Origin of the sequence: Campylobacter concisus (assembly GCF_902460875.1) — a bacterium.
Lineage (GTDB): Bacteria > Campylobacterota > Campylobacteria > Campylobacterales > Campylobacteraceae > Campylobacter_A > Campylobacter_A concisus_AA.
The window spans coordinates 60,376-72,855 of sequence record NZ_CABPVR010000010.1; the positions used below are offsets into that span (position 1 = coordinate 60,376).

Below are 12,480 nucleotides of genomic sequence, written 5' to 3' on the forward strand. Positions count from 1 at the left end.
CATTTTTTACTTTTTATTTTTTCTATCGGCAAAATTTCCATTTTGCTCAATAGTAGCTATGCCAGCCGTTCTTGCAACGAGCCTGTCGTTATACTCTTTTCTCATATGCTGTGGTATTGTCTTTTGCGTTAGTGCAAATAAAATAAGTCCAGCAAAAAGCACCAAATAAACATAGATAAAGCCAAATGCTCCAAAAATTTTCATCGCATAGCTCATAAGAAGCGGTGAGAAAAGTGAAGCCAAAGAGTAGCTAAATAACAAAGCACGTGCGACTTGCACGCTCTTTGTCTTGTCTGTGATCTCGTCATTTGCTCTAGCTAAAGAAAGTCCATATGTGCAAAAAATTCCAGCTCCAAAAAAGAATGAAAGCAGATATTCAATCGTTAAATTTTTGCCATTTAGTAAAAACAAAACCGCACTTATTAAAGCCACACTACTACAAAGCAAAATAGCTGGCCTTCTGCCATATCTATCAGAGAAACTACCGATAAAAACTTGAGCTAAAAAGCCTCCGATCATCGCAACCGTCATAAAAAATGACGCCTCTTTTGTGCCGTATCCTTGAAGCAAAACAAAAAGGCTTGCCATCGAAAAAAAGCCGTTTATTGCTAAGCCTGCAATGAGCGCACCAACAAGAGCGAGCGGGACTATCCCAAAAATTTTTGGGATGTTTATTGGCTGACGCTCTGGGATTTGAGGCTGATTTATACGGATCAAATTTAATGGAATGCTTGAGAGCATGATAAAAGCTGCACTTATGATAAAAATTTCAAAGGTATTAAGATCAAGCGCCAAGATCAAAATACCAAGTCCAAAACTCGTGTAAAAAACGCCTTCGTAAAAGGCAATCACACGAGATCTTATTTTGTTTGGAATTTTTGCATTTAGCCAGCTTTCTATAACCATCAAAAGCGCGTAGTAGCAATATCCCAAAAATGCACGCAATATCGCCCAAAATACTAAATTTTGATTTACCGCATGAAGCATAGCTGAAACTGCAAAAATGGCTGAAAAGATGGCAAATGCTCTGATGTGGCCAGTAGTTGAGATGACTCTGTGAGCTGTAATGGTGCTAATTAACGCACCTACAAAAAAGCCCGTGTTAATTAATCCAATCTCTAGCTCGCCCACTCCATTTTGCTTAAGAAGTGCGCTACAAGATGCGATGACTAGGCCATTTCCGATAAAAAGCAAACTCATGCCCAAAAATAGCGGTCCCATCGAGCGGATGATCCTAAAGCTACTTGCCATCAGTATCCTTTGCAGTATTAAATTTATTCTCCATAAGCCCAAAAACAAATGCACCAATAGGCATCGGAGCAAGCCCCACTAAAAAACCAGACACATTTAGTAAATTTTCATTTTTTAAAAAAATAAATCCAAAAAAAAGTATCGCATAAGCCACCAAGCGGTAAGGCATAAAGGCCGCTGCAAAACTCTTATCTTTAAATGAAAATTTCTGCTTTTTTAGCCTTGCTTTTTCTTCTTTTAGGCTAAATTCTTTTGTCTCATTTTGCACCAAATTTTCATCATCTTCATCGTCCTCTTCTATCTTGGCTAAAATTTCATCTCTAGCATTTTCTAGCCGAGAATTTATACGGTTTTTGTAGGCAAAAAAACTAGCCGTTAAGATGATAAGCGAGGCAAAAAATGAAATTTGTGAGCTTATAAAAAATTGATTTGATATAAATTTGCCAACCGCGCTAAGAGCCAGCCAAAGCACAAAATAGCAAATCAAAAGCCTACTAATCGTCCTCATCATCGTCTTTTGTGTAGCCTTTGTATCTGCTTTCATCTTTTAGCTCATCTAAGCTTTTTATCTGTGCTTTGTAAGCTTTATAGACATTTAAAATAGCAGCTGCGATGCCAATAGCAAAGCCTATCCAAAGAGCTGGCGTAAAATTTGTAGCCCTTTTTACAAAATACCCTAGTCCAGTGCCAAGCAAGATCGCAACTACTATTGAAACACCAAGGCTTAGCTGCTCAGCACCTGCTACGATATCTTTTATCTTAAATTTTGCCATTAGGCTTTTATCTCCAAAAACGCCTCTTTAGCTGAGCTTACCGCTAGATCGATATCTGCTTCACTCATCGCGTCGCAGACAAATCCCGTCTCAAACTGGCTAGGTGCAAGATAAATTCCACGCTTAAGCATCGCTTGGTGAAATTTAGCAAAGAGCTTTGTGTCGCTCTTTAACGCATCGTCGTAGTTTTTCACGGCATGATCTGTAAAAAAGTAGCCAAACATCGAGCCACGAACATCAGTTTGGATGGTGATACCAGCACTCTTTGCAGCCTCTTTAAAGCCAGCCATTAGTTTTAGGGCAAGCTTTTCGAGTCTAGCGTATAAATTTGGATCACTATTTATCTTTGAAATCGCCGCTATGCCAGCACTCATCGCTACTGGGTTGCCACTTAGCGTGCCTGCTTGATAGACAGCGCCATCAGGACTTAAGCAGTCCATTATCTCAGCCTTGCCACCAAATGCAGCGACGTTCATGCCTCCGCCTATAACCTTGCCAAATGTGATGAGATCAGCGTCCACCTCGTGAAATGGATATGAGCCAAGGCGTGAGGCTCTAAAACCGCTCATGACCTCATCAAGGATAAGCACAGCGCCAAATTTATCGCAAAGTGCTCTAAGCTCCTCTAAAAATTTCTTATCAGCTGGCACAAGTCCCATGTTTCCAGCGATAGGCTCAATTATGACGACGCCTATTTTGTCTTTATTATTTTCAAAGATAGCTTTTACGCTCTCGATATCGTTATAAACTGCTAGATAAGTGTTTTTCACAACGTCTTGTGGCACGCCGCTGCTTGAAGCGTTGCCGTATGTCGTTGCGCCACTTCCTGCTTTGATAAGAAGTGCGTCGCTGTGTCCGTGGTAGCAGCCTTCAAATTTTATTAGTCCATCTTTTTTGGCATACCCTCTAGCCACCCTAATCGCGCTCATGGTAGCCTCTGTGCCAGAGCTTACGAAGCGAATTTTATCTATTTGTTTAAACTCGTCACATATTAGCTTTGCTAGAGCGGTCTCTTTTGGTGACGGCGCTCCATAAGAAACGCCTTGTTTTACAGCAGAGATGATAGCTTCTTCGATATCTTTGTCGCAGTGACCAAATATGAGCGGCCCCCAGCTTTGGATAAAGTCAAGATATTTTTTACCCTCGACGTCGTATAGATAAGCGCCCTTTGCGTGATCGATCATCACAGGCTCACCACCAACACTACCAAATGCACGAACTGGTGAATTTACGCCACCTGGGATATATTTTTTGGCTTCGCTAAATGCCTCTTTATTTGTCATTTTTTATCCTTTTGATTTTGTGTTTTTAAATTTGTCTTTTGATTATCTTTTGGGTTTGTAGCTGGTTTTGCTGGCGACTTTGGTGCTTGCGTAGTAGCGGTTTTTGCTGACTCAGCTGGCTTAGCTGTGGTAGTTTTAGATGGTTCTGCTGGTTTTGTAGCAGGGGCGGCTTTGGCAGATTGCTCTGGCTGTTTTTGCGTCGTATCAGTGGAAACTGGCTTGGTTAAATTTTGCGCTTTTGCCGCCTTTGCAGGAGTTTTCATTTTATTTGTGATGTACTCATAAAGGATGGTTGTCTCCTCATCTGTCAAAAAATAACTTGGCATGACACCTTTTGGCTTAGTTAAAGCGGCTTTAAAGCTCTCAAAATCTATATCATTTATCTTTGGTGCTCTAAGCTCATCATCAACCGTTTTGTTTGCTTTTTTGTCAAAGTGCTTGTATTTAGAGATTAGACTGCCCTCACCCTTTGCGCCGTGACATTTGTCGCATCCTATGCCACGTGGATTTAGGTATAGCATCTTGGCGTACTCAGTCTTTGTGATAAAATCAGCACCAAAAATCGCTATACAAAAAAGCAAAATCAAAAAAATAGACCGCATAAACCTCTCTTTTAAAAATTTAATTTAATTTTAGGTATGATACCACCCTTGTGATTAAAAAAGCTTTTAAATAAGGATCCAATATGAAAATTTTAGACGGCAAAGCCGTATCTTTAAAGGTCAAAGAAAGCGTAAAAGTAAGAGCTGAAGAACTAAAAAAATTTGGCGTAGAGCCTACATTGGCTGTTATCCTAGTGGGAGAAGATAAAGCATCTCAAACATACGTTAGAGCCAAAGAAAAAGCCTGCAACGAATACGGCATAAAAAGCGTAGCTCACCGCCTAAGAGAAAATACAACCCAAGCAGAGCTTCTAGCACTTATAAATGTACTAAATTTAGACGATAGCATCCACGGCATCTTAGTGCAGCTACCACTTCCAAAACATATAGATACGAATACCATTTTGGCAACGATCGATCCAGCAAAAGACGTAGATGGCTTTCACGCTGTAAATGTTGGCAAACTTGTTAGTGGATTAGGTGGCTTTGTGCCTTGCACACCGCTTGGAGTTATGGAAATTTTAAAAGAGTATGGCATAGAAGTAGCTGGGCTAAATGCAGTAGTGATCGGTAGAAGCAACATTGTTGGCAAGCCTATGGCAAATTTACTTCTAAACGCTTCAGCAACCGTTACCGTGACACATAGCAAGACTAAAAATTTAAAAGAAGTTTGCAAAAATGCTGACCTCATCGTCGCAGCCATTGGTAAGCCATTTTTCTTAAAGGCTGATATGGTAAAAGATGGCGCAGTAGTCGTTGATGTGGGTATAAACAGACTTGATGATGGCAGACTTGTAGGCGATGTGGACTTTGATGAAGTCGCACCAAAATGCTCATACATCACGCCTGTTCCTGGGGGCGTTGGTCCGATGACCATAGCCATGCTTTTAAATAACACCATCCTTGCAACCCAAGCTAAGATAGCTAGCCATAAAAGAGCGTAATAATGAAAAAATTTTTTACTAAATTTTATGACTTTTGCTCGAGCTGGACAGGCACGGTCATCATTGTACTTTTTGTTATATTTTTCATAGCCCAAGCCTTTGTTATCCCGTCTGGTTCGATGAAAAATACGCTTTTGGTTGGTGATTTTTTATTCGCCAAAAAATTTGTTTATGGTATACCAACACCAAGAATTCCATGGCTTGAGATAAAAATTTTACCCGAACTAAATGACAATGGGCATCTTATAACAGGTGATGGTCCAGCAAGAGGCGATATAGTCGTCTTTCGTTATCCAAAAGATGAAAAGACCCACTTTGTAAAACGCTGCTTTGCCACAAGCGAAGATGAGATAGTATTTACCGAAAAAGCCTTGTATTTGCGTCCAAAAGAGGGAGATGATTTTATAAAGGCAAACTGCCGTGAAAATTTAAATGGTAAAGAGAGTAAATTTGGCTACTCATGTAGCGATATAACCGAGCTTGATGGTAAGCTTTTCATAAAAGAGCCATATAGGTTTAGCGGCATTCACTATGACGAAAATGTAAATTTATTTGAGCAGATGATTTTCATGCTAAATACAAACAAAGATAGTGTTTTTATGAAGCCAGTGATAATTGGCTCACTACCGCAAAATCCAAATTTTAACCTTAATGCATTTTATGTAAAAGTGCCAAAGGATGAGTATTTTATGATAGGTGACAACCGCGACCACTCAAATGATAGCCGTTTTTGGGGAAGCGTGGCTTACAAAGACATAGTCGGACAGCCTTGGTTTATATATTTTAGCTGGGACAAGAACTACAATGTGCGCTGGGAGCGTATCGGACGCTTTGTAGATACGATAGAAAACGATGAGTTTTTTACAAAACAAGCTCTAAAAGAAGGCGAAGTAGATGGGCTTCATTGATAACATAGACATAGTCAAAGTCGCCGCTATCGTCATCTCTTTAATAATCGCTATCGTCGGCCACGAGATCGCTCACGGATATGTCGCTTATAAATTTGGCGACAACACTGCAAAAAGCCTTGGCAGGCTTAGCATAAATCCAATAAAACACATTGACCCAGTTGGCACTATCATCGTGCCACTGGTGCTTTATCTAAGCACTGGTATGATGTTTGGCTGGGCAAAACCAGTGCCTGTAAATACCTACACAGTAGTGCGAAATGGCGGATATAAAGCAGCTATCTACGTAAGTCTAGCTGGCATTTGCTACAACATCATCTTAGGCATCTTATCGCTTTTTGTGCTAAAGGCTTTATTAAATATAGAAACCTTTGAAATTTTACTTCAGTTTTTATTTACGCTTGCGCTTTTAAATTTGATGTTAGCCATCTTTAACCTCTATCCGATCCCACCACTTGATGGCTTTCACGCAGTTCAGTACGCACTTAGAAATTTTGGCTTTCATGCACTGGCTGAAAAGCTAGAGGGCATCTCGCGATATGGCTTTGTCATCCTTATCATCATCCTCGTCTCGCCTTTAAAAGATACTATCTTTTATCCGACAAGATACGTTTTAGATATCGCAAGTACCTTTATAAATGGCTAAATTTAGAGCAAATTTGCTCTAAATTTTTGGCTTTGTGATCTTATAAGAGTACTCTCTTTTAAATTCCTCTTTTGGCGCAAGGCTAAATTTAAGCTCCACCTTGCCATCTTTGCTGATATCTTTTTTGTCAAAGCCCTTTACTTCGACCTTTACCGCCTCATCAGCAGATACTGGCACGCGCTCCACCAAAGTGACATCAACGCTCTTACTTGAGTTATTTTTGACACTTATCTCATAGCCCTCTTCGCTTATGCGCTCCTTGCCAAGAAGCGAACTCTTTTTAAATTTATTTAAGCGCTCTTTTTTAAGTTCGATTAGCTCGTTTTGTCCTAAAAATAGCTGAGAGGGCTCATCTTTAGCTTTCATCTCAAACTCACTAGGACTACCAACACTCACGCCATTAACATAAAACTGCGTTTTAGCTGGAGTTAGATCATCATTTAGCTTAAAACTAGCTACGTTATATGCCTTTAGCGAGCCGTAAAAATCAGCAAAAACACTAAAATTTGCATCCATTTTTTGTGTGTCATAAGTTATATATTTGCTCTCACCTTTTGCTAAATTTATCCCATCTATCTTCCAAATTTTGGCAAACTCATTCTCATCTCTTTGCACACGCATATCAGCGACCTCAGCAGCGACTTTCGCAGCTCTTAGCATATTTTTTGAAGTGCCGTAACCATCAGCCTCCGCCTCGCTCTCCTCGCACCAAGGGTAAAACTTGCTTGGAGCAAGCGCCTTTTGATATCTGGTCGGATAGATGGCGAGCTTTAAATTTTTAACTTCACTTGCAAAAGGATTAGTGAGCAAAATTTCTTGTTTTATCAAGATATTTTTGTTTTTTGTGTCTGCATAAATTTCATTTAGCGTCTTTGGGGCCTCATCATCCATGTATGATAGCGTCGCCTCTTTTGGGTCGCAAGCAAATTTCATATCAAGCTGCAAAAATCCAGCCATCTCGCTCTTTGGCTCATTTTCTTTAAGCGCTTCAAGCTCGCTTTTAGCAGCTGAAATTTTCTCGATATTTTCTAGGCTAAATTTATAAAACTCCTCAGCTCTTTTTGTCACATCGTTACTTTTATTTTCTCCTATCAAAGCTTGCTCTATAAACCTACCTCTTGCATTTAGCGCCTCAAGCTTATTGTTTAAATTTGCAACTTCTTGCTTCCATTTTATGTAACTTGGGCTATTTTCTTCGCTGATCTCTTTTAGATAAGCATTCGCGTCACAATCCCCATTTATAGTGATGTTCTCACTCTGCACACCCTCTGGCACAAAGGCGCTAAAAGAGCTATTTGCGTCGCTAAATTTTTGAGTGATGATGGTTTGATCTGTGTAGATCTCTATTAGATTTTCATTTGCAAAGGCTAGCGTAGAAGCCGCTAAAAAGAGCGCTTTTTTCACATTTTCTCCTTTAAATTTTTGGTAAATTATAGCTTCATTTTGGCTGAGAGTAAAATTTTATTTTAATGCAACTTTGACTATAATCAACAAAAAATTTAACGGACTTTTCATGAAGATAGACAAAGTTTTCTTAGCTAGCGATCACGCTGGTTTTGAGCTAAAAAACGAGCTTAAAGAGGCTATTAAAGGGCTTGGATACGAAGTAGTTGATCTTGGCACAAACGATAAAAATAGCGTTGATTACCCTGATTATGCGCATTTGCTAGCGAGCAAGCTTGAGCCTAACTGCTACGGCGTGCTAGTTTGTGGCACAGGCATAGGCATATCAATAGCCGCAAACAGGCACGAAAACGTAAGGTGTGCCCTTTGCCATGACGAATTTACCGCTAGACTTGCCAGAGAGCACAACGACGCAAACGTGATCGCTTTTGGCGCAAGAGTTATCGGCGCTGGCGTGGCTATCTCGGCGGTTGAAGCCTTTTTAAAGACTGAGTTTGCAGGCGGCAGACACGAAAGAAGAGTCAAAAAAATAGAGCTTGAGGCAGGCAAATGATAGGCGAGTGGATCGTTTTTACCGCTCTTGTTTGTGCTGCGATCTACCTAACCGTCATGGTTTTTTACTTCAAAACGCTTCTAAAAAAAGAGCGTGCTACAAAAGATTTTATGAAAAATAACCTCCAAGACACCGAGGTCGTCATAAGAAAATTTCAGATCCAACTCCAAAGAAGTCTAGGCAACATCGACATCTTGACTGACGAGCTAAACAAAACCAAAAACGACGTAACCTCACTTCGCACAAGAAACTCCCAGTACCGCTTAGAAAACGACAAGCTAAGACAACGCATCCGTGAGCTTGAAGGCAAGATCGAAGCGCTATTATAACCTCAAATTTAAGGAAATTTATGAAAATTTTAGATCAAAAAGGCAAAGAATTTTTACTAAACTCTATTCGCTGCATAAACGACTTTCCAAAGCCTGGCATAGTCTTTCGCGACATCACGACGCTGCTAAATAACAAAGAGGCATTTAACTTTTTGATAGATCATTTGGCTGATAGATATGATGGTGCTAGCATCGACTACATCGCTGGTATCGAGTCACGTGGCTTCATCTTTGGTGCAGCGCTCGCGGCAAGACTTAGGCTGCCTTTTGTGCCTATTCGCAAGCCAAAAAAACTGCCATATATCACGCTTTCTCAAAAATATAGCCTAGAGTATGGCGTGGACGAGGTGCAAATTCACATCGATGCCTTTGGCGAAAAAGCAGGCGCAAGAGTGCTTTTGATGGACGATCTCATAGCCACTGGAGGCACTGCAAAAGCATCAGTTGAGCTTATCAATCAAACTAACGCAACCTGCGTAGAAGCGTGCTTTCTCATAGATCTAGTCGATCTAAAAGGTAGCGAAAAGCTAAAGTCGCTTACTAAAATTTACAGCGTTTTAGAGGTTTAGAATGGAAGAGTTTTTTATAGAACTGCTTAAAGAGTACGGCTACATCATACTTTTTGTCTGGTGTATCATGGAGGGCGAGATGGCCTTAATAATGGCCGGAATTCTCGCTCACACCACGCACATGCACATCGCGCTTGCTATCTTTGTGGCTGGACTTGGAGGCTTTGTGGGAGATCAAATTTACTTCTACCTTGGCCGTTACAATAAAAAATACATCGCAAAAAGGCTTCACACGCAGCGAAGAAAATTTGCAGTGGCGCACATAATGCTGAAAAAATACGGCTGGCCGATCATCTTTTTGCAACGCTATATGTATGGCTTTCGTGTCATCATACCGCTTTGCATAGGACTTACCGGCTATGATGCTAAAAAATATGCCTTTATAAATTTGATCAGCGCTTGGTGCTGGGCGGCGATCACCACCATACCTGCTTGGATACTTGGCGAGCATATATTAGTGCTGCTTCAAAAAGCAAAAGAGCACTGGTATGTCGCTATCCCAGTGGTTGCCATATTTATGGGGCTTTTGATATATACATTTAAGCGCATCGAAAATAAAATTTTAAACGAAAGGAGAGATAGAAGACATGCAGTTTCAAATAGTTGATAAAAAATTAAAAGATATAAAAGCTGATATTGAACTAATTTTCGTAATAGATAAGGACTTAAAACATAAATTTATAGGCGATAAAGAGGCTATTAAATTTAACAATTACAAAGGCGATAGCGTCCTCATCCTAAGCGAAGCAAAAAGGGCTTACGTGCCACTTTCTAAGCTTGATCTTGACGAGCTTAGAGTTGCAGCTGCTAAAGCTTATAACGCGTTAAAATCGCTAAACATCAAGAGTGTAAAGCTAGCTTCATATGTAGCTGGTTGTCAAAAACTAAGCTTTGAGGCGCTAGCTGAGGGTTTTTTGCTTGGAAGCTACGAATTTAACAAGTATAAAGAGAAAAAAGAGAAATACACCCTAAAAGAGATCATCTTTTCTACTGAAGAATTTGCTGGCAAAAAGATCGATCTAAAGGCGGCAAACGAGGGCTTTAAAGAGGCGGAGATAATAGCAAGTGCTACAAATTTCACAAAAGATATCGTAAATGAAATCCCAGAAATTTACACACCACAAAAGATGGCGCAGGACGCTTTAAATTTAGCCAAAAACATCGCGAGCATAAAGTGCGAGGTCTATGACGAGAAATTTCTAGCTAAAGAGGATATGAACGCATTTTTGGCGGTAAATCGTGCAAGCGTGCATAAGCCAAGGCTCATCCACCTAACATACAAGCCTAAAAAGTCTAAAAAACGCATCATCTTTGTTGGCAAAGGGCTAACATACGATAGTGGCGGACTTAGCTTAAAACCTGCTGATTATATGCTCACTATGAAATCAGACAAAAGCGGTGCAGCAGCAGCTCTTGGCATCATAAAAGGTGCAGCGGAGCTAAATTTACCATTTGAAATTCACGCCATTTTAGGCGCCACTGAAAATATGATCGGAGGCAACGCTTATAAGCCTGATGACGTGCTAATTTCAAGAAGTGGCGTTAGCATAGAGGTTAGAAACACCGATGCAGAGGGACGTTTGGTGCTGGCTGATTGCCTAAGCTACGCACAGGACTTTAAGCCAGACATCTTAATCGATATGGCAACCTTAACTGGCGCTTGCGTCGTGGGACTTGGCGAATACACAACAGGCATCATGGGCAATAGTGAGAGTCTAAAAAGCGAGTTTAAAAATAAGATAAAAGATAGCGGCGAACTAGCGACTACACTTGATTTTAACCCTTATCTTAGCGAGCTTATTAAAAGCCAGATCGCAGACGTTAGCAACTGCGCCTCAAGCAGATATGGCGGCGCGATCACAGCTGGCATGTTTTTAGATAAATTTATTAAAGATGAGTATAAAGATAAGTGGCTACACCTTGATATCGCTGGTCCAGCATACCGCGAAAAGGCTTGGGGATACAATCAAGCAGGTGCGAGTGGAGCGGGCGTTAGGATGAATTTATACTTTTTACAAGCACTTAGCAAGGAGAATTGATGGGACTTTCAGTTGGAATAGTAGGCCTACCAAATGTGGGCAAATCAACGACATTTAACGCACTTACAAAGGCGCAAAATGCCGAGAGTGCGAACTATCCGTTTTGCACTATCGAGCCAAACAAAGCCATCGTACCAGTGCCTGATAAACGCCTAAACGAGCTTGCAAAGATAGTTAGTCCTAATAAAATTCAGTATTCAACCATCGAATTCGTAGATATCGCAGGCCTTGTAAAAGGGGCTAGCTCAGGCGAAGGACTTGGCAATAAATTTTTATCAAACATCAGAGAAACCGAGCTTATTTTGCACATAGTTCGCTGCTTTGAGGACGAAAACATCACTCACGTCGAGGGTAGCGTCGATCCAGTAAGAGACATAGAGATCATCCAAACCGAGCTGATACTAGCCGACATCGAACAACTAAATAAAAAGATAGAAAAGCTCACAAGAGAGGCGAAAGCAAACGCAAAAGGCGCAAAAGAGGCGCTTGAGATAGCAAATTTACTTTTGGCTCACCTAAATGGTGGCAAAAGCGCAAGCAGCTTCGAGCAAAGAGATAGCGAGGCGTTTTTGGCGCTCAACAAAGAGCTAAGGCTTCTAAGTGCTAAAGAGGTAGTTTATGGCGCAAATGTCGATGAAGAGGGGCTTAGCGAAGATAATAAATTTGTAAAAGCACTAAAAGAGTACGCTAAAGCTTCAAACCACGAGGTGATCAAGCTTTGCGCCAAGGTCGAAGAGGAGCTAATAGGTCTAAGCGATGAGGAGGCGCACGAGTTTTTGGCATCTCTTGGCACGAGTGAGAGCGGACTTGAGAAGATCATCAAAACGTCTTTTGCTAAGCTAAATTTGATAAGTTATTTCACCGCTGGCGTCGTGGAAGTAAGGGCTTGGACGATCACAAATGGCTGGAAAGCACCGAAAGCAGCAAGCGTCATTCACAACGACTTTGAGAGGGGCTTTATTAGAGCTGAAGTGATAAGCTATGACGACTATATCGCACATGGCGGCGAAAACGGAGCCAAAGAGGCTGGCAAGATGAGACTTGAGGGCAAAGACTACATCGTACAAGATGGCGATGTTATGCACTTTAGGTTTAATGTTTAAATTTAGCCCTCTTTTGGGCTAAATAGTCAAAAAATTTTTAATCCTTGGGCTGTATAAAGTAAATTAAAACTTCCTT

The 12,480-nt window shown here is 40.7% G+C and carries 14 protein-coding genes and 1 pseudogene; 9 read left to right on the forward strand and 6 right to left on the reverse strand.

Annotated elements, in window-relative coordinates; all coding sequences use genetic code 11:
- Positions 1-6 precede the first annotated feature (6 nt).
- From F3H01_RS07510 to F3H01_RS09255, 5 genes and pseudogenes are all read right to left on the reverse strand, one after another.
- Positions 7-1,251, reverse strand: coding sequence for an MFS transporter (locus F3H01_RS07510; protein ID WP_084040818.1), 1,245 nt, complete (start codon positions 1,249-1,251; stop codon positions 7-9).
- On the reverse strand, positions 1,241-1,795 hold the full coding sequence (locus F3H01_RS07515; protein WP_223155391.1) for a hypothetical protein: 555 nt from the start codon (positions 1,793-1,795) through the stop codon (positions 1,241-1,243). The genes F3H01_RS07510 and F3H01_RS07515 overlap by 11 nt, the downstream gene beginning before the upstream one ends.
- On the reverse strand, positions 1,746-2,024 hold the full coding sequence (locus F3H01_RS07520) for an AtpZ/AtpI family protein (protein WP_021091044.1): 279 nt from the start codon (positions 2,022-2,024) through the stop codon (positions 1,746-1,748). The genes F3H01_RS07515 and F3H01_RS07520 overlap by 50 nt, the downstream gene beginning before the upstream one ends.
- Entirely contained in the window at positions 2,024-3,307 is a 1,284-nt protein-coding gene (hemL, locus tag F3H01_RS07525) for a glutamate-1-semialdehyde 2,1-aminomutase (RefSeq protein ID WP_149725344.1), read from the reverse strand. Before hemL ends, F3H01_RS07520 begins: the two co-directional genes overlap by 1 nt.
- 266 nt (positions 3,308-3,573) lie before the next feature.
- Positions 3,574-3,909, reverse strand: a pseudogene (locus F3H01_RS09255) (c-type cytochrome); the annotation flags it as partial.
- Between the two features lie 83 nt (positions 3,910-3,992).
- On the opposite strand from F3H01_RS09255, the gene folD reads away from it, so the two are divergent.
- The 3 genes from folD to F3H01_RS07545 are packed head-to-tail and all read left to right on the forward strand — an operon-like array spanning position 3,993 to position 6,407.
- Positions 3,993-4,853 carry a bifunctional methylenetetrahydrofolate dehydrogenase/methenyltetrahydrofolate cyclohydrolase FolD gene (gene folD, locus F3H01_RS07535; RefSeq protein WP_149725346.1) on the forward strand — a complete coding sequence of 287 codons (861 nt, stop codon included), beginning with the start codon at positions 3,993-3,995 and terminating at the stop codon, positions 4,851-4,853.
- A 2-nt stretch (positions 4,854-4,855) separates the two neighbouring features.
- The gene (gene lepB, locus F3H01_RS07540; protein WP_149725347.1) at positions 4,856-5,761 is read left to right on the forward strand and encodes a signal peptidase I; all 906 of its coding nucleotides are present in this window, start codon (positions 4,856-4,858) and stop codon (positions 5,759-5,761) included.
- Positions 5,748-6,407, forward strand: a complete 660-nt coding sequence (locus tag F3H01_RS07545; RefSeq protein ID WP_149725348.1) for a site-2 protease family protein — start codon at positions 5,748-5,750, stop codon at positions 6,405-6,407. The genes lepB and F3H01_RS07545 overlap by 14 nt, the downstream gene beginning before the upstream one ends.
- Before the next feature lie 18 nt (positions 6,408-6,425).
- Here F3H01_RS07545 and F3H01_RS07550 read toward each other — a convergent pair whose 3' ends face one another.
- Positions 6,426-7,811 (reverse strand): DUF4139 domain-containing protein, encoded by a 1,386-nt coding sequence (locus tag F3H01_RS07550; RefSeq protein WP_149725349.1) that lies wholly within the window; start codon positions 7,809-7,811, stop codon positions 6,426-6,428.
- Between the two features lie 109 nt (positions 7,812-7,920).
- Between F3H01_RS07550 and rpiB the strand changes: the two genes are divergently transcribed.
- Genes rpiB through ychF form a run of 6 tightly spaced genes read left to right on the forward strand, consistent with a single transcriptional unit; the run spans position 7,921 to position 12,404 of the window.
- Positions 7,921-8,364: a ribose 5-phosphate isomerase B gene (gene rpiB, locus F3H01_RS07555; protein ID WP_021086444.1), complete on the forward strand. Its 444-nt coding sequence runs from the start codon at positions 7,921-7,923 to the stop codon at positions 8,362-8,364.
- The gene (locus tag F3H01_RS07560) at positions 8,361-8,693 is read left to right on the forward strand and encodes a hypothetical protein (protein WP_002939538.1); all 333 of its coding nucleotides are present in this window, start codon (positions 8,361-8,363) and stop codon (positions 8,691-8,693) included. Before rpiB ends, F3H01_RS07560 begins: the two co-directional genes overlap by 4 nt.
- Before the next feature lie 20 nt (positions 8,694-8,713).
- Positions 8,714-9,262, forward strand: coding sequence for an adenine phosphoribosyltransferase (locus F3H01_RS07565; protein WP_149725350.1), 549 nt, complete (start codon positions 8,714-8,716; stop codon positions 9,260-9,262).
- A gap of 1 nt (position 9,263) precedes the next feature.
- Entirely contained in the window at positions 9,264-9,869 is a 606-nt protein-coding gene (locus F3H01_RS07570; RefSeq protein WP_021083652.1) for a DedA family protein, read from the forward strand.
- Complete coding sequence (locus tag F3H01_RS07575; protein ID WP_149725351.1) at positions 9,850-11,301, forward strand: leucyl aminopeptidase; 1,452 nt, start codon at positions 9,850-9,852, stop codon at positions 11,299-11,301. Before F3H01_RS07570 ends, F3H01_RS07575 begins: the two co-directional genes overlap by 20 nt.
- Complete coding sequence (gene ychF / locus F3H01_RS07580; protein WP_149725352.1) at positions 11,301-12,404, forward strand: redox-regulated ATPase YchF; 1,104 nt, start codon at positions 11,301-11,303, stop codon at positions 12,402-12,404. Before F3H01_RS07575 ends, ychF begins: the two co-directional genes overlap by 1 nt.
- Positions 12,405-12,480 lie beyond the last annotated feature (76 nt).

Excerpts from the sequence above, each read along its gene's own strand:
- F3H01_RS07510 (WP_084040818.1), bottom strand. The coding sequence starts at position 1,251 with ATGGCAAGTAGCTTTAGGATCATCCGCTCGATGGGACCGCTATTTTTG.
- F3H01_RS07515 (WP_223155391.1), bottom strand. The coding sequence starts at position 1,795 with ATGAAAGCAGATACAAAGGCTACACAAAAGACGATGATGAGGACGATT.
- F3H01_RS07520 (WP_021091044.1), bottom strand. The coding sequence starts at position 2,024 with ATGGCAAAATTTAAGATAAAAGATATCGTAGCAGGTGCTGAGCAGCTA.
- hemL (WP_149725344.1), bottom strand. The coding sequence starts at position 3,307 with ATGACAAATAAAGAGGCATTTAGCGAAGCCAAAAAATATATCCCAGGT.
- folD (WP_149725346.1), top strand. The coding sequence starts at position 3,993 with ATGAAAATTTTAGACGGCAAAGCCGTATCTTTAAAGGTCAAAGAAAGC.
- lepB (WP_149725347.1), top strand. The coding sequence starts at position 4,856 with ATGAAAAAATTTTTTACTAAATTTTATGACTTTTGCTCGAGCTGGACA.
- F3H01_RS07545 (WP_149725348.1), top strand. The coding sequence starts at position 5,748 with ATGGGCTTCATTGATAACATAGACATAGTCAAAGTCGCCGCTATCGTC.
- rpiB (WP_021086444.1), top strand. The coding sequence starts at position 7,921 with ATGAAGATAGACAAAGTTTTCTTAGCTAGCGATCACGCTGGTTTTGAG.
- F3H01_RS07560 (WP_002939538.1), top strand. The coding sequence starts at position 8,361 with ATGATAGGCGAGTGGATCGTTTTTACCGCTCTTGTTTGTGCTGCGATC.
- F3H01_RS07565 (WP_149725350.1), top strand. The coding sequence starts at position 8,714 with ATGAAAATTTTAGATCAAAAAGGCAAAGAATTTTTACTAAACTCTATT.
- F3H01_RS07570 (WP_021083652.1), top strand. The coding sequence starts at position 9,264 with ATGGAAGAGTTTTTTATAGAACTGCTTAAAGAGTACGGCTACATCATA.
- F3H01_RS07575 (WP_149725351.1), top strand. The coding sequence starts at position 9,850 with ATGCAGTTTCAAATAGTTGATAAAAAATTAAAAGATATAAAAGCTGAT.
- ychF (WP_149725352.1), top strand. The coding sequence starts at position 11,301 with ATGGGACTTTCAGTTGGAATAGTAGGCCTACCAAATGTGGGCAAATCA.